General features: G+C 71.4%; 15 protein-coding genes. 13 read left to right on the plus strand and 2 right to left on the minus strand.

All coding sequences use genetic code 11. From position 1 onward, the window contains the following. Positions 1–59: 59 nt before the first annotated feature. Positions 60–464, plus strand: a complete 405-nt coding sequence (locus ACKTSN_RS10630) for a VOC family protein (RefSeq protein WP_409468872.1) — start codon at positions 60–62, stop codon at positions 462–464. On the opposite strand, the gene ACKTSN_RS10635 is transcribed toward ACKTSN_RS10630, so the two are convergent. Next, entirely contained in the window at positions 450–1,133 is a 684-nt protein-coding gene (locus ACKTSN_RS10635; RefSeq protein ID WP_409468873.1) for a helix-turn-helix domain-containing protein, read from the minus strand. The two genes, ACKTSN_RS10630 and ACKTSN_RS10635, sit on opposite strands and share 15 nt — an antisense overlap. Positions 1,134–1,263: 130 nt before the next feature. Here ACKTSN_RS10635 and ACKTSN_RS10640 point away from each other — a divergent pair, with 130 nt between their 5' ends. Next, positions 1,264–2,097: an NmrA family NAD(P)-binding protein gene (locus ACKTSN_RS10640; RefSeq protein ID WP_409468874.1), complete on the plus strand. Its 834-nt coding sequence runs from the start codon at positions 1,264–1,266 to the stop codon at positions 2,095–2,097. Positions 2,098–2,110: 13 nt separating this feature from the next. On the opposite strand, the gene ACKTSN_RS10645 is transcribed toward ACKTSN_RS10640, so the two are convergent. Beyond that, positions 2,111–3,256 (minus strand): YihY/virulence factor BrkB family protein, encoded by a 1,146-nt coding sequence (locus ACKTSN_RS10645; RefSeq protein WP_409468875.1) that lies wholly within the window; start codon positions 3,254–3,256, stop codon positions 2,111–2,113. A 112-nt stretch (positions 3,257–3,368) separates the two neighbouring features. Here ACKTSN_RS10645 and ACKTSN_RS10650 point away from each other — a divergent pair, with 112 nt between their 5' ends. From ACKTSN_RS10650 to ACKTSN_RS10700, 11 genes are all read left to right on the plus strand, one after another. Beyond that, positions 3,369–5,003, plus strand: coding sequence for an acyl-CoA dehydrogenase family protein (locus ACKTSN_RS10650; protein ID WP_409468876.1), 1,635 nt, complete (start codon positions 3,369–3,371; stop codon positions 5,001–5,003). Between the two features lie 290 nt (positions 5,004–5,293). Next, positions 5,294–6,583 (plus strand): GAF domain-containing protein, encoded by a 1,290-nt coding sequence (locus ACKTSN_RS10655; protein WP_409468877.1) that lies wholly within the window; start codon positions 5,294–5,296, stop codon positions 6,581–6,583. Positions 6,584–6,770: 187 nt separating this feature from the next. Further along, complete coding sequence (locus ACKTSN_RS10660) at positions 6,771–8,003, plus strand: hypothetical protein (protein ID WP_409468878.1); 1,233 nt, start codon at positions 6,771–6,773, stop codon at positions 8,001–8,003. Positions 8,004–8,046: 43 nt separating this feature from the next. Then, positions 8,047–8,619 (plus strand): GNAT family N-acetyltransferase, encoded by a 573-nt coding sequence (locus ACKTSN_RS10665; protein ID WP_409468879.1) that lies wholly within the window; start codon positions 8,047–8,049, stop codon positions 8,617–8,619. 127 nt (positions 8,620–8,746) lie between these two features. Next, complete coding sequence (locus tag ACKTSN_RS10670) at positions 8,747–8,830, plus strand: putative leader peptide (RefSeq protein WP_309500612.1); 84 nt, start codon at positions 8,747–8,749, stop codon at positions 8,828–8,830. 126 nt (positions 8,831–8,956) lie between these two features. Beyond that, the gene (locus ACKTSN_RS10675; RefSeq protein ID WP_409468880.1) at positions 8,957–10,654 is read left to right on the plus strand and encodes a nitrite/sulfite reductase; all 1,698 of its coding nucleotides are present in this window, start codon (positions 8,957–8,959) and stop codon (positions 10,652–10,654) included. Further along, the gene (locus ACKTSN_RS10680; protein WP_409468881.1) at positions 10,651–10,830 is read left to right on the plus strand and encodes a hypothetical protein; all 180 of its coding nucleotides are present in this window, start codon (positions 10,651–10,653) and stop codon (positions 10,828–10,830) included. The genes ACKTSN_RS10675 and ACKTSN_RS10680 overlap by 4 nt, the downstream gene beginning before the upstream one ends. Next, entirely contained in the window at positions 10,827–11,537 is a 711-nt protein-coding gene (locus tag ACKTSN_RS10685; protein WP_409468882.1) for a phosphoadenylyl-sulfate reductase, read from the plus strand. The genes ACKTSN_RS10680 and ACKTSN_RS10685 overlap by 4 nt, the downstream gene beginning before the upstream one ends. Positions 11,538–11,539: 2 nt before the next feature. Beyond that, on the plus strand, positions 11,540–12,100 hold the full coding sequence (gene cysC, locus ACKTSN_RS10690; protein WP_409468883.1) for an adenylyl-sulfate kinase: 561 nt from the start codon (positions 11,540–11,542) through the stop codon (positions 12,098–12,100). Beyond that, entirely contained in the window at positions 12,097–13,032 is a 936-nt protein-coding gene (gene cysD, locus ACKTSN_RS10695) for a sulfate adenylyltransferase subunit CysD (RefSeq protein WP_129801772.1), read from the plus strand. The genes cysC and cysD overlap by 4 nt, the downstream gene beginning before the upstream one ends. Positions 13,033–13,034: 2 nt before the next feature. Next, positions 13,035–14,369, plus strand: coding sequence for a sulfate adenylyltransferase subunit 1 (locus ACKTSN_RS10700; RefSeq protein WP_409468884.1), 1,335 nt, complete (start codon positions 13,035–13,037; stop codon positions 14,367–14,369). Positions 14,370–14,560: the final 191 nt, after the last annotated feature.

Raw genomic sequence — 14,560 nt, forward strand, 5'->3', positions numbered from 1 at the left:
GTCCCGCCGTGTCCGATTCGTTCAAGACCCGGCCTCCCGGTGCCGCCTACGGTGGCCCCATGAGTCCACGATTCGATGCCATCGGCCTGGTCGTCTCCGACATGGCCGCCTCTGTCGTCTTCTACCGTCGTCTCGGGTTCGCGTTCCCCGAGGGTGCCGAGGAGCAGCCGCATGCCGAGGCCGAGCTCCCCGGCGGGCTGCGGCTGTTGCTGGACAGTGAGGAGAGTGTGCGGTCCTTCCATCCCGGGTGGCAGCCGCCCGTCGGGGGCGGCCGGGCCTCGCTCGCGCTGCTGTGTGACGGGCCCGGTGAGGTCGACGCGGTGTACGAGGAGATGGTGGGTGCCGGTTACCGGGGCGAGCTCAAGCCGTGGGACGCCTTCTGGGGTCAGCGCTACGCCGTCCTGAACGACCCGGACGGCAACGGGGTCGACCTGTTCGCGCCGCTGCTGTCAGCCGACGAGTAGCTCGCCCAGCGTCGTTCCCGCCAAGTCCCTTACGTCCCGGGACAGATGGGCCTGGTCCGCGAACCCGGCCCGGGTCGCCGTGTCCGCGAAGGGCACGCCCTGCCTCGCCAGCGTCAGCGCCCGTTGCAGCCGCAGCACGCGGGCCAGCGTCTTCGGGCCGTAGCCGAACGCGGCCAGTGAGCGGCGGTGCAACCGGCGAGCACCGACGCCGAGTTCGTCGGCCGTGGCGGCGACCGGGCGGCCCGCGTCCAGGGCCGCGACGACCTTCCGCAGCAGGGGGTCGGGCGGCTCGGCGTCGGCCGCGAGACGCAGGGCCACGTCCTCCAGCCCGCCGGCCGGATCGGCGGCCGCGTTCACGCGCGCGGTGAGCTGCCGTGCGCGCGCGGCCGGCCACAGGTCGGCGAGTTCGACGCGCCGGTCGCGGACCTCGTACGCGGGCATCCCCAGGAGGGCGGGCGCGGTGCCCGGGTAGAAGCGGACGCCCGCCCAGGGGCCGGCCGTGCCGTCGGTGACGTGCGCGTGTGTGTCCGGGCCGGCGACGAGCAGCCTGCCGTCGTTCCAGAGCAGGTCCATGCAGCCGTCGGGCAGGACCCGCCCCGCACCGGACCCGGTCGGCGTGTTCGTCCACACCACCGCCCCGCTCACCCTGGACGCCCGCTCCGCGTACACGTACGCCAGGCTACGCCGCCCGCCCCTGAGGCCCGGCGGCTTCCACTCCCACCATCTGAGCCGCCTGCGGATATGGGAATGAGCCGTTCAGCGATGGGCCCTTGCCGCCCGGCGGCAGTTCACTGGACGTATGACGCGGAAAACGGACATGACAGTGGTGGTGACCGGTGCGTCCGGTCGTACGGGAAGCCGGGTCGCCCGGGCCGCGCAGGCCGCCGGGCTGACGGTGCGGCCCGCCACACGCGCCCAGGGCTTCGACTGGGCGGACCGGTCGACGTGGGCGCAGGCGCTGCGGGGCGCCGACGCTGCGTACCTCGTGCACCCCGGGGACGTCGGTTCGGCGGCGGCCACGCGGGCGGTCGGGCTGCTCGCGCACGAAGCGGTCTCTCTCGGCGTACGGCGGCTGGTGCTGCTGTCGGCGCGCGGCGAGGAGCAGGCGCGGCCGACCGAGGAGGCGCTGCGGGAGTCGGCCGCGGACTGGACGGTCGTACAGGCCGCGTGGTTCATGCAGAACTTCAGCGAAGGACCGCTGGTGGAGGGGTTGCGGCTGGGCGGGGAGCTGGTGTTCCCCGGTGGTGAGGTGCGCGAGCCGTTCATCGATGTGCGGGACATCGCCGACGTGGTGGTGGCGGTGCTGCTGGCGGGTGACCGGTACGTGGGTAAGGCGGTCGACGTGTCCGGGCCGCGGCTGCTGACGTTCGGGGAAGCGGTCGCGGAGATCGCGAAGGCGACCGGGCGCGAGCTGACGTACAAGCCCGTCCCGCCACGCGCGTACGGCGAGTATCTGGCCGGACTCGGTGTGCCGGACGAGGAGGTCGAGCTGCTCGTGGAGGTGTTCGAGACGCTGCTCGACGGGCGGAACTCGCATCTCTCGGACGGCGTCCAGCGGGTGCTGGGGCGCGAGCCGCGCGACTTCGCGGACTTCGCCGCTCAGGCCGCGGCGGCGGGGACGTGGAGGGCCTGAGCGCCCAGCGGCTCTACTCCTGCGGCGGCGTCTCCCCGCCCCCCTTGTGCGTGCTCTTGACCTGCGTGCGCAGGCGGGAGGTCACGTCCTCCGGCGGGAGGAAGCGGGACCAGCGCTCCGGGAACTCGGACGGCATGTCGGGGTCGTCCGGGTCCGGGTCGTGCTCGCGGGCCGCGGCCGCGCGGGCGACGTACTCGGCGACCTGCGCCTCGCGCATCCGCTCGTTGGCGGCGCGGGCGGCGGCCGTGGCGGCGGCGGGCCAGACCCGGTCGATGGCCGCGTTGACGGCGGCACCGACGAGGACGGCGAAAGCGGACACGCCGATCCACAGCAGCACGGCGACGGCGGCGGCGAGGGAGCCGTAGATCGTCGCGCCCTCGATGGTGTTCGTCAGGTAGATCCTCAGCAGGAAGCTGCCCAGCACCCACATGGCGAGGGCGACCAGGGCGCCGGGGACGTCCTCCACCCAGGGCGAGCGCACCGGCACCGACACGTGGTAGAGCGTGGTCAGGAAGGCGATGGACAGCACGATCACCACGGGCCAGTACAGGACCTGCACGACCGTCGTCGACCACGGCAGGATCCGCACCACCGCGTCCGGGCCGGCCACCATCAGCGGCAGCGCGACCGAGCCGATGAGCAGGGCCGCGAGGAACAGCAGGAACGCCACCAGGCGGGTCCTGACGATCCCGCGGACGCCGTCGAGGCCGTACATCACGGTGATGGTGTCGATGAAGACGTTCACCGCGCGGGAGCCGGACCACAGGGCGAAGAGGAAGCCCATGGAGATGACGTCGGGGCGGCCCCCCTTCATCACGTCGTCCAGGATCGGCTGCGCGATCTGGGTCACGCCCTTGTCGGACAGGACGGTGCGCGAGGCCTCCAGGATGTTGGTCTCCAGGCTGGAGATCGTGTCGGTGCCGGTCCAGTCGTCGACGTAGCCGAGCAGGCCGATCAGGCTGAGCAGCAGCGGCGGCACGGACAGCAGGGTGAAGAACGCGGCCTCGGCGGCCAGACCGAGAATGCGGTACTCGATGCAGGAGTTGACGGTGTCCTTGAGCAGCAGCCAGGCGGTCCTGCGCTTGGAGACGTTCCGGTAGAGAGCACGCGCCCGGTGGAGACGGCCGGACGGCGCGGGGGATTCACTTGCTGACTGCACAAACCAAAGGTATCCGCCGTGCGGGGCCCGGTTCACCCTGGTGGGACGGCGGGCCGAGGGCTGCCGTGTCCGCGGGGTGACCCCGCCCGTACCGCGCGGTAGGTTCGCACACATGGCACGCAGCACCCACACCGTGACCAACCAGCCCCCACCGCTCGTCGGCTACGACGTCTTCACCGCCGACCGTGCCCTGGTGGCCGCCGTCGAACGGCACCTCGACCCGACCCTGCTCGACGAGGTCCTCGGCGAGCTGGCGGCCCTCGGGCGGACCGCCGGGTCGGTGCAGGCACAGGAGTGGGGGGTGCAGGCCAACGAGCACCCGCCGAGGCTGCGCACCCATGACCGCTACGGCCACCGGATCGACGAGGTCGACTTCCATCCGGCCTGGCACCGGCTGCTCGGCAAGGGCGTCGCGGCGGGCCTGACCGCGGCCTGGGTGCGGCCCGGCGGGCATGTGCGACGGGCGGCCGGGTTCCTGGTCTGGTCGCAGGTCGACGCGGGCAACGGCTGCCCGCTGTCGATGACCCACGCAGCGGTGCCCGCCCTGCGCGCGGACCCCGAGCTGGCCGCCGAGTGGGAGCCGCGGCTGACGTCCATGGTCTACGACCGTGAGCTGCGGCCCGCCGACCAGAAGGCCGGGGTGCTGTTCGGGATGGGCATGACGGAGAAGCAGGGCGGCAGCGACGTCCGCGCCAACACGACCGTCGCCCGGCCCCTTGCTCAGGAGGGGACGTATGAGCTGACCGGGCACAAGTGGTTCTGCTCGGCGCCGATGTCGGACGGGTTCCTGGTGCTGGCCCGGGCGCCGGGCGGGCTGACCTGCTTCCTGGTGCCGCGGGTGCTCCCCGACGGCACCCGCAACGTGTTCCTCCTGCAGCGGCTGAAGGACAAGCTGGGCAACCGGTCCAACGCGTCGAGCGAGGTCGAGTTCGACGGGACCTGGGCGCGCCGGGTCGGCGAGGAGGGGCGCGGGGTGCGGACCATCATCGGGATGGTGGCGGCGACCCGGCTCGACTGTGTGCTCGGCTCGGCAGGCCTGATGCGGCAGGCGGTCGCGCAGGCGATCCACCACTGCACGTACCGCGAGGCCTTCGGCGGAAAGCTGATCGACGCACCGCTGATGCGCAACGTTCTGGCCGATCTTGCGCTCGAGTCGGAGGCGGCGACGACGCTCGCGCTGCGGCTTGCGGCCGCGTACGACGACGGAGGCGAGCAGGAGCGCGCGTTTCTGCGGCTGGCGGTGCCGGCCGCCAAGTACTGGGTGACCAAGCGCTGTGCGCCGGTGGCGGTGGAGGCGGCCGAGTGCCTGGGCGGCAACGGGTACGTGGAGGAGTCGGGGCTGCCCCGGCTGGTGCGCGAGTCGCCGCTGAACTCGATCTGGGAGGGCGCGGGCAACGTCCAGGCGCTGGATGTGCTGCGGGCGTTGCAGCGGGAGCCGGCCGCGTTGAACGCGTATCTGATGGAGGTCGGCCAGGCGCGTGGCGCCGATCATCGGCTCGACGGCGCGATCAAGAACCTGCTGACCGAACTCGCCGATCTGGAGGGCATCGAGGCGCGGGCGCGTCGGATCGTCGAGCGGCTCGCGGTGGTGCTGCAGGGCTCACTGCTCGTGCGGTACGCGCCCCCGGAGGTCGCCGACGCGTTCTGCGCCTCGCGGCTGGGCGGCGACTGGGGCAGCGCGTTCGGGACGCTGCCGCACACCCTGGACCTGAGGTCGGTGGTGACCCGGGCGCAACCGCTTTCGTGACCCAGCACGTCAGCAGGGGTGGTGCTGCGCCGACACGGCACCACCCCTGCCCACCTGGCCTGCTCGAGGCCATGAGCGCCGCACGGGCGACGTCGCTCAAGTTTCAATCACCGTACTGCTGTTCACCAGGGTTGCAAGGGGTTGCAACTTTCCGATCTCGGTGACCGGAGTGTGCCCCTCCGTCACCAATGGGCGGCAGTATGGGACGGACCATCAGGGCGCGACCGGAAACCGCGGCCCGCAGGGGTCGACACCGGTCGCACACCAGGGGTCGATCCAGGGAGGACTCAGTGACGCGGTCGCCGATCAACGTGACGCAGCTCGCCACCGTCGACGCGGCGCGGGCGGCACGGGTGCTCAGCGAGATGCGCGAGGCCGCCCTCTCCGGAGAGCACACACACCTCGCTCCTCGGCCGGTCATCGGGGAGTCCTGGGGGCGTATGCAGCGCAGCGGGGTGGACCCGGAGCACGACTTCAGATCCGGGCTGCTGTCGCCGGAGGAGATCCGGCGGCGCCGCGAGGAGTCCCCGCTGCGCCATGTGCTGCCGGCGCTCAGGGAAGGGCTGGTATCCGTCGCGGACACCGCTCACCACATCATGGTGGTCGCCGACGCGGAGGGCCGGGTGCTGTGGCGGGAGGGCAGTTCGGCGGTGCTGCGCAAGGCGGACGGGCTGGGGTTCCTGCTCGGCGCCGACTGGCGGGAGAGCGTCGTCGGCACCAACGGGGTGGGCACCCCGGTGGTGGTACGGCGGCCCGTGCAGGTGTTCGCCGCGGAGCACTTCGTGCGCTCACACGCCTCGTGGACCTGCACCGGCGCCCCCATCACGGATCCGCGGGACGGCCGGCTGATCGGCGTGGTGGACGTCAGCGGCCCGCTGGAGACGATGCATCCGGCCACCCTCGCCTGGGTCGATTCGGTGGCCAAGCTCGCCGAGGCGCGGCTGCGTGAACTGCATCTGAGTGCGCTGGAGCGGCTGCGCGCGGTGGGCGCACCGGTGCTCGCCCGGCTGACCGGCCGTGCGCTGGTGGTGGACCGGGACGGCTGGACCGCGACGGTGACCGGGATGCCGTACACCAGCCGGATCGGGTTGCCCAAGTCGCTGTCGGCGGGCCGCCGGTGGCTGCCGGCGCTCGGGCTGTGCACGGTGGAGCCGCTCGCCGAGGGCTGGCTGGTGCGGACGGCCGACGAGCCGGTGCCGCCCGGGGCCACCCGGATCGTGCTGGACCTGGGACAGCCGCGCCGCTGGTCGGTGACGGTGTCCGGCAGCGCGGGTTCCTGGACGCACGAACTGAGTCCGCGGCACAGCGAGTTGCTGTTCCTACTGGCCCAGCGCCCGGCCGGCCGCAGCGCCGCGCAGCTCGCGCAGGACATGTTCGGCGATCCGGCCCGCACGGTGACGGTGCGTGCCGAGCTGTCGCGGGTCCGGCGGTACCTCGGGAGTTTTCTGGAACACCGGCCGTACCGTTTCCGTGAGGGTGTGGAGATCGAGGTGATCCTGCCTTCCGACCCGCGCGAGCTGCTGCCGCACTCGACCGCACCGGCGGTGGTCCGGGCCCGGGCGTCGGCAACCGTTCCCTGACCTGCGACGACCGTGCCCTGACCCGAGGGTGCGTCGGTAAGGTCACGAGGTGGCATCTTCCGCGGATTTACGGGGTCTTCGTCCGCGACGCCGGTGACCTGCCGTAGCATCCCCTACGGGTCACCCCACCTGCTCCTGGACCAACGCACGGATCACCAGGCGCAGTTGGCCCGCCTCGGGAGGACGGATGAAGCATCGCGGCAGACACCGCCGACGCAAGCAGGGCCGGGCGCTGCGGGCGTTCCTGGCCGGGACCGCCCTCGCGCTCACCGGCGCCGCCACCCTGATCAGCGCCTCCCAGGCCACGGTCGGCACCGATCCGGGCGCCCTGAAACCGCTCCCCTCCGACGTCTCGCTCGAGGCACTGCGCCTCCACGAGGAGCCGCTCCCGTCGCCGGCCTCGGCGGCGGGCGGCACCGTCGGGGTCGGCGCCGTCCTCGCGGACGCCGACCACACCCTGCGTCCCGCAGTCGACTGCACCGGCGCCGAGCGCCGTGCGCTGCCCGTCTCGCCCGCCGCCACCCGCGCCCACTGCTGGGCCGAGGACGACACCAGGGGATGGCGGCCGGGCGCGGTCACCACCTCCGGCGACGCCGACGACGACGGCCGCTGGGGTGCGAACCGGGTGATCCTCTCCGGCTGGAGCGACCACAGGGGCGCCGCGCGGGTCGCCTTCGTGGATGCGGGCGACCCCGGCCGGCTCTCCTACACCTGGGTGCTGCTCGCCGTCCCCGCCGCCGACGGCCGCGACAACCGCCCACTCCTGTCGCCGCTGTCCGGCATGGTCTGGTACCAGGACAAGCTGCTGGTCACCGGCGACGAGGGGCGCGCCCTGTACGTGTACGACCTGGACCGCGTCCAGCGCGCCACCACCACCGGCACCGACGCCACGACCGACCGGACACCCGGCGGCCCGGCGGCACGCGGCATCGGATACGTGCTGCCCGCCGTCGGCTCGTACCGCCTGCCGGGCGGGACCCGCATGGGCGGCCTCTCCCTCGACCGCAGCACCACGCCGGACAGCCTGGTCGCGAGCGAGTCGGTACCGGCGGGCGACGACCGGCCGACCCGGCTGTGGCGCTACTCCCTCAGCGACGACCCGTCGGGTGCCGGACTCCTGACCACCGGCCCCTACGAGGCCTACGAGACGAAGACGACCGACGTCCGGGGCGTGCTCTCCTACCGCGACCGGTGGTACCTGGCCCGCGCGGCCGGTGAGCAGGACGGGCACGGGACGCTGTGGCGGCAGGACCCGAGCGGCGCGCAGGCGGCCCGGTGCGGAACCGACGAGACGTATCAGTGCTGGAGCGGCCCCGCGCAGTCCCTGTCCCACTGGGAGGAGACCGGCGAGGTCTGGTCGCAGTCGGGGCGGATGCTGTTCTCGCTGCCGCTGCACACGATCGACCGGGCGCTGGACTAGGGCCTGTCGACAGGGCGCTGGGCTGGATGATTCCCTGTCCGGCATGACGAACATCCCCGTGACCACCTGGTCCCTGGAGCAGAGTGCACCCACCGACCTGCTCCCGGCCGCCGCTCCGGAGGGCGACATCCGGATCGTCCGTGCCGAGGTGCCCTCGCCCGAGTTCAGCCGCTTCCTGTACGCGTCCGTCGGCGGCGACATCCGCTGGACCGACCGGCTCGGCTGGACCTACGCGCAGTGGCGGGAGTACCTCGACCGGCCCGGGGTGGAGACCTGGGTGGCCTACGACCGGGGCACGCCCGCCGGGTACGTCGAGCTGGAACCGCAGGACGACGGGGTGGTGGAGATCGTCTACTTCGGGCTGGTTCCCGCCTTCCGCGGGCGACGCATCGGCGGACACCTGCTGTCGTACGGCACCGCGCGCGCCTGGGACCTGGCGGACCGCTGGCCGGGCCTGGCGTCGACGAAGCGGGTGTGGCTGCACACCTGCAGCAAGGACGGCGAGTACGCGATGGACAACTACCTGCGCCGCGGCTTCCAGCTCTTCGACACGAAGGTCGAGGAGGAGCCGGAGGTGGCAGCGCCCGGTCCCTGGCCCGGGGCATACCCTGTCTGACCTGGCCCGACAAGACGGCGTTCGCGTCATGTGAGCGACAACACCCTTGTTCCGGAATCCGAGACAAGGGTGTCCGCATGATGGACGAAGCTGGACTCTGTCCAGATCGCCATGACACGCTTCCGTCATGTCTGGAACTGGAATTGCCTTGGTGAGTCGGCGGCACGTCGACCTCGGCCGCATGTCCAGCGCCATCTGTCCGGCAGGCTGAGACCTCTCCAGCAACGCCGTTCTCCCCCCTTCTGTCTGCCCCTGCGCAACGATGCGCCCGTATGCCCACATGCGCCGTACGCGCAGGTCAGAGCCGCTTCCCGCCTGTCCCGAAGGACCTATAACCATGGCCGCCACCCCGCAGAACCCTGCCGCCGCGACTCCCCGCCGCAAGGTGAGCCGTCACCGCGGTGAGGGCCAGTGGGCCGCGGGACACTTCACCCCGCTCAACGGCAACGAGCAGTTCAAGAAGGACGACGACGGTCTCAATGTGCGGACACGCATTGAGACGATCTACTCCAAGCGCGGCTTCGACTCCATCGACCCCAACGACCTGCGCGGCCGGATGCGCTGGTGGGGCCTGTACACCCAGCGCAAGCCCGGGATCGACGGCGGCAAGACCGCGATCCTGGAGCCGGAGGAGCTGGACGACGAGTACTTCATGCTGCGGGTGCGCATCGACGGCGGCCGGCTCACCACCCAGCAGCTGCGGGTGATCGGGGAGATCTCGCAGGAGTTCGCGCGCGGCACGGCCGACATCACCGACCGGCAGAACGTCCAGTACCACTGGATCCGGATCGAGGACGTGCCCGAGATCTGGAACCGCCTGGAGGCGGTCGGCCTGTCCACCACCGAGGCATGCGGTGACACGCCCCGCGTCGTCCTCGGCTCGCCGGTCGCCGGTATCGCCGCCGACGAGATCATCGACGGCTCCCCGGCCATCGACGAGATCCAGCGCAGGATCATCGGCAACAAGGCGTTCTCGAACCTGCCCCGCAAGTTCAAGTCCGCGATCTCCGGCTCGCCGCTGCTGGACGTGGCGCACGAGATCAACGACATCGCGTTCGTGGGCGTCGACCACCCCGAGCACGGCCCCGGCTTCGACCTGTGGGTCGGCGGCGGTCTGTCCACCAACCCGAAGATCGGCGTCCGGCTCGGTGCCTGGGTGCCACTGGACGAGGTCCCGGACGTCTACGAGGGCGTCATCTCGATCTTCCGTGACTACGGCTACCGGCGCCTGCGTACGCGCGCCCGCCTGAAGTTCCTGGTCGCCGACTGGGGCGCGGAGAAGTTCCGGCAGGTGCTGGAGGACGAGTACCTCAAGCGCAAGCTGGTCGACGGCCCGGCCCCCGCGCAGCCCGTGGAGCGCTGGCGCGACCACGTCGGCGTGCACCGGCAGAAGGACGGCCGCTACTACGTCGGTTTCGCCCCGCGCGTCGGCCGGGTCGACGGCACCACCCTGACGAAGATCGCCGACCTGGCGGAGGCACACGGCTCGGGCCGGGTCCGCACCACGGTCGAGCAGAAGATGATCGTGCTCGACGTGGACGAGTCGCAGGTCGACTCCCTGACCGAGGGTCTGGAGGCGCTGGACCTCACGGTGAAGCCCTCGCCGTTCCGGCGCGGCACCATGGCCTGCACCGGCATCGAGTACTGCAAACTCGCCATCGTCGAGACCAAGGCGCGCGGCGCCTCCCTGATCGACGAACTGGAGCGCCGGATCCCGGACTTCGACGAGCCGATCACCATCAACATCAACGGCTGCCCGAACGCCTGCGCCCGTATCCAGGTGGCGGACATCGGTCTCAAGGGGCAGCTGGTCATGAACGACCAGGGCGAGCAGGTCGAGGGCTACCAGGTGCATCTGGGCGGTGCCCTCGGCCTGGAGGCCGGCTTCGGCCGCAAGGTGCGCGGTCTGAAGATCACCTCCGAGGAGCTGCCCGACTACGTGGAACGCGTCCTGAAGCGCTTCCAGGCGGAACGCGAGGAAGGCGAGCGGTTCGCGACCTGGGCGGCCCGCGCCTCCGAGGAGGCCCTCTCATGAGTGAGCGTGCCGCTCCCTTCTACTGCCCCTACTGCGGCGACGAGGACCTGCGTCCCAGCGAGCAGGGCCACGGCGCCTGGGAATGCGCGGCGTGCAACCGCGCATTCCAGCTGAAGTTCCTCGGGCTGCTGGCCCGCGGGCTCCAGCACGACACGACGGGAGGGGACCGGAAATGACGACTGCTCAGGAAGACCGTGCCACCCAGGAGTTGAAGGATCTCGCCGAGCAGGCGGGCCGCGAACTGGAGGACGCCTCCGCGCTGGAGATCCTCCAGTGGGCCGCGGACACCTTCGGCAAGCGGTTCTGCGTGACCTCCTCGATGGAGGACGCGGTGGTCGCCCACCTCGCCTCCCGCGCGATGCCCGGAGTCGACGTCGTCTTCCTCGACACCGGCTACCACTTCGAGGAGACCATCGGCACCCGGGACGCGGTCGAAGCCGTGATGGACGTCACCGTCATCACCCTCACCCCGCGCCGGACGGTCGCCGAGCAGGACGCCGAGTACGGCCCGAAGCTGCACGACCGGGACCCCGACCTGTGCTGCTTCCTGCGCAAGGTCCAGCCGCTGGAACAGGGCCTGCGCACCTACGACGCCTGGGCGACCGGACTGCGCCGCGACGAGTCCCCGACCCGGGCGAACACCCCGGTCGTCGCGTGGGACGAGAAGCGCCAGAAGGTGAAGATCTCCCCCATCGCCCGCTGGACCCAGGACGACGTGGACGCCTACGTCGCCGAACACGGCGTCCTCACCAACCCGCTGCTGATGGACGGATACGCCTCCATCGGCTGCGCCCCCTGCACCCGCCGGGTCCTCGAGGGCGAGGACGCGCGGGCCGGCCGCTGGGCCGGGCGGGCCAAGACCGAGTGTGGGCTGCACGGCTGACCATGACACAGATTCAGGAGACACACGTGACGACCGGAGCCACCGTCTGGCTCACGGGTCTGCCGAGTGCCGGCAAGACCACGATCGCGTACGAGCTGGCCGGCCGGCTCCGCGAAGAGGGCCACCTCGTCGAGGTGCTCGACGGAGACGAGATCCGCGAGTTCATCTCGGCGGGCCTCGGCTTCTCCCGCGAGGACCGGCACACCAATGTTCAGCGCATCGGCTTCGTCGCCGAGCTGCTCGCCCGCAACGGCGTCAAGGCACTCGTCCCGGTGATCGCGCCGTACACCGACAGCCGTGACGCGGTGCGCAAGCGGCACCAGACGAACGGCACGGCGTATGTCGAGGTGCACGTGGCGACTCCGGTCGAGGTGTGCAGCGAGCGCGACGTGAAGGGCCTGTACGCCAAGCAGGCCGCGGGCGAGCTCAAGGGGCTCACCGGCGTCGACGACCCGTACCAGGAGCCCGAGTCGCCCGACCTGCGGATCGAGTCGCAGAACCAGACCGTGCAGGAGTCCGCGGCGTCGGTGTACGCCCTGCTCAGCGAAAGGGGACTGGCATGACGACCGTCGCCACGATCGAGGAGGGCACGGACACCCCGTACGCCCTCTCGCATCTGGACGCCCTGGAGTCCGAGGCCGTGCACATCTTCCGGGAGGTGGCGGGCGAGTTCGAGCGGCCGGTGATCCTGTTCTCCGGCGGCAAGGACTCCATCGTCATGCTGCATCTGGCGCTGAAGGCGTTCGCGCCCGCGCCGGTGCCGTTCTCGCTGCTGCACGTCGACACCGGGCACAACTTCCCCGAGGTCCTCGACTACCGCGACCGTGTGGTGGCCGCACATGGGCTGCGCCTCCATGTGGCGTCCGTACAGGACTACATCGACCGCGGGGTGCTCAAGGAGCGCCCGGACGGCACCCGTAACCCGCTGCAGACGCTTCCGCTGACGGAGAAGATCCAGAGCGAGAAGTTCGACGCGGTGTTCGGCGGCGGGCGCCGGGACGAGGAGAAGGCCCGGGCCAAGGAGCGGGTGTTCTCGCTGCGGGACGAGTTCTCCCAGTGGGACCCGCGCCGCCAGCGCCCCGAGCTGTGGAACCTGTACAACGGCCGGCACGCCCCCGGCGAGCACGTCCGCGTCTTCCCGCTGTCCAACTGGACCGAGCTGGACGTCTGGCAGTACATCGCCCGCGAGGAGATCGAGCTGCCGGAGATCTACTTCGCGCACGAGCGTGAGGTCTTCCAGCGGTCCGGCATGTGGCTGACCGCCGGTGAGTGGGGCGGCCCCAAGGAGGGCGAGACCGTCGAGAAGCGGCAGGTCCGCTACCGCACGGTCGGCGACATGTCCTGCACCGGCGCCGTCGACTCCGACGCCGACACCATCGAGAAGGTGATCGCCGAGATCGCCGCCTCCCGCCTGACCGAGCGGGGCGCCACCCGGGCCGACGACAAGCTGTCCGAGGCCGCGATGGAAGACCGCAAGCGCGAGGGGTACTTCTAAGCATGAGCACGATCACGACCGAGGAGCTCTCGGCCACCACCCTGCTGCGGTTCGCCACCGCGGGCTCCGTCGACGACGGCAAGTCCACCCTCGTCGGCCGGCTGCTGCACGACTCCAAGTCGGTCCTCGCCGATCAGCTGGAGGCCGTGGAGCGCGCCTCGGCGAGCCGCGGCCAGGAAGGTCCTGACCTCGCGCTGCTCACGGACGGTCTGCGCGCCGAGCGCGAGCAGGGCATCACCATCGACGTGGCCTACCGCTACTTCGCCACCCCGCGCCGCCGGTTCATCCTCGCCGACACCCCCGGCCATGTGCAGTACACCCGCAACATGGTCACCGGCGCCTCGACCGCCGAACTCACCGTGATCCTCGTCGACGCCCGCAACGGCGTCGTCGAGCAGACCCGCCGGCACGCCGCCATCGCCGCCCTGCTGCGCGTCCCGCACGTCGTCCTCGCCGTCAACAAGATGGACCTCGTCGGCTACGAGGAGAAGGTGTTCGCGGCGATCGCCGAGGAGTTCACGGCGTACGCCACCGAACTGGGCGTCCCCGAGGTGACCGCGATCCCGATCTCGGCGCTGAACGGCGACAACGTCGTGGAGCCGTCCGCGAGCATGGACTGGTACGGCGGCCCCACCGTCCTCGAGCACCTGGAGACCGTCCCGGTCGCGCACGACCTGGCGCACTGCCACGCCCGCCTGCCCGTGCAGTACGTGATCCGGCCGCAGACCGCCGAGCACCCGGACTACCGGGGCTACGCGGGCCAGATCGCGGCCGGTGCGTTCCACGTCGGCGAGCAGATCACGGTCCTGCCCTCCGGCCGCTCGACGAAGATCTCCGGCATCGACCTGCTGGGCAAGCCCGTCGATGTCGCCTGGACCACACAGTCGGTGACCCTCCTGCTGGAGGACGACATCGACATCTCCCGCGGCGACCTGATCGTACCCAGCAAGGACGCGCCGCCGACCACGCAGGACATCGAGGCGACCGTCTGCCACGTCGCCGACGCCCCGCTGACCGTCGGCCACCGGGTCCTGCTCAAGCACGGCACCCGCACGGTCAAGGCGATCGTCAAGGACATCCCGTCCCGGCTCACGCTCGACGACCTGTCCCTGCACCCGCACCCGGGGCAGCTCGTCGCCAACGACATCGGCCGGGTGAAGATCCGCACCGCCGAGCCGCTGCCGGTCGACTCCTACGCCGACTCGCGGCGCACGGGCTCGTTCATCCTGATCGACCCGGCGGACGGCACCACGCTCACCGCGGGCATGGTCGGCGAGTCCTTCGCCTCCCCGGAACCGGTCCGGGACGAGGGCGAGGACGACGGGTGGGACTTCTGATCATGAACTCCACGGACTATTTCTCCACGTTCGCGAAGGAGGGCGGCCGCGTCGGCAGTGGCGCCCTCGGCAGCGGGCAGGGCGGGGTGGCGCGATGTGCGTGATGTGCGCGATGACGCACGCGCCCCGGGCGCGCCGCCGAAAACCTGCCGACCTCCCGGCCACGACCTGACAGACCGTGACCCGCCGGG

Source organism: Streptomyces flavusporus, from assembly GCF_046267975.1.
Taxonomy (GTDB): Bacteria; Actinomycetota; Actinomycetes; order Streptomycetales; family Streptomycetaceae; genus Streptomyces; species Streptomyces flavusporus.

Bases quoted from the DNA above. Each gene is read 5' to 3' on its own strand.
- ACKTSN_RS10630 (WP_409468872.1), top strand. From the start codon at position 60: ATGAGTCCACGATTCGATGCCATCGGCCTGGTCGTCTCCGACATGGCC.
- ACKTSN_RS10640 (WP_409468874.1), top strand. From the start codon at position 1,264: ATGACGCGGAAAACGGACATGACAGTGGTGGTGACCGGTGCGTCCGGT.
- ACKTSN_RS10650 (WP_409468876.1), top strand. From the start codon at position 3,369: ATGGCACGCAGCACCCACACCGTGACCAACCAGCCCCCACCGCTCGTC.
- ACKTSN_RS10660 (WP_409468878.1), top strand. From the start codon at position 6,771: ATGAAGCATCGCGGCAGACACCGCCGACGCAAGCAGGGCCGGGCGCTG.
- ACKTSN_RS10665 (WP_409468879.1), top strand. From the start codon at position 8,047: ATGACGAACATCCCCGTGACCACCTGGTCCCTGGAGCAGAGTGCACCC.
- ACKTSN_RS10670 (WP_309500612.1), top strand. From the start codon at position 8,747: ATGTCTGGAACTGGAATTGCCTTGGTGAGTCGGCGGCACGTCGACCTC.
- ACKTSN_RS10675 (WP_409468880.1), top strand. From the start codon at position 8,957: ATGGCCGCCACCCCGCAGAACCCTGCCGCCGCGACTCCCCGCCGCAAG.
- ACKTSN_RS10680 (WP_409468881.1), top strand. From the start codon at position 10,651: ATGAGTGAGCGTGCCGCTCCCTTCTACTGCCCCTACTGCGGCGACGAG.
- ACKTSN_RS10685 (WP_409468882.1), top strand. From the start codon at position 10,827: ATGACGACTGCTCAGGAAGACCGTGCCACCCAGGAGTTGAAGGATCTC.
- cysC (WP_409468883.1), top strand. From the start codon at position 11,540: ATGACACAGATTCAGGAGACACACGTGACGACCGGAGCCACCGTCTGG.
- cysD (WP_129801772.1), top strand. From the start codon at position 12,097: ATGACGACCGTCGCCACGATCGAGGAGGGCACGGACACCCCGTACGCC.
- ACKTSN_RS10700 (WP_409468884.1), top strand. From the start codon at position 13,035: ATGAGCACGATCACGACCGAGGAGCTCTCGGCCACCACCCTGCTGCGG.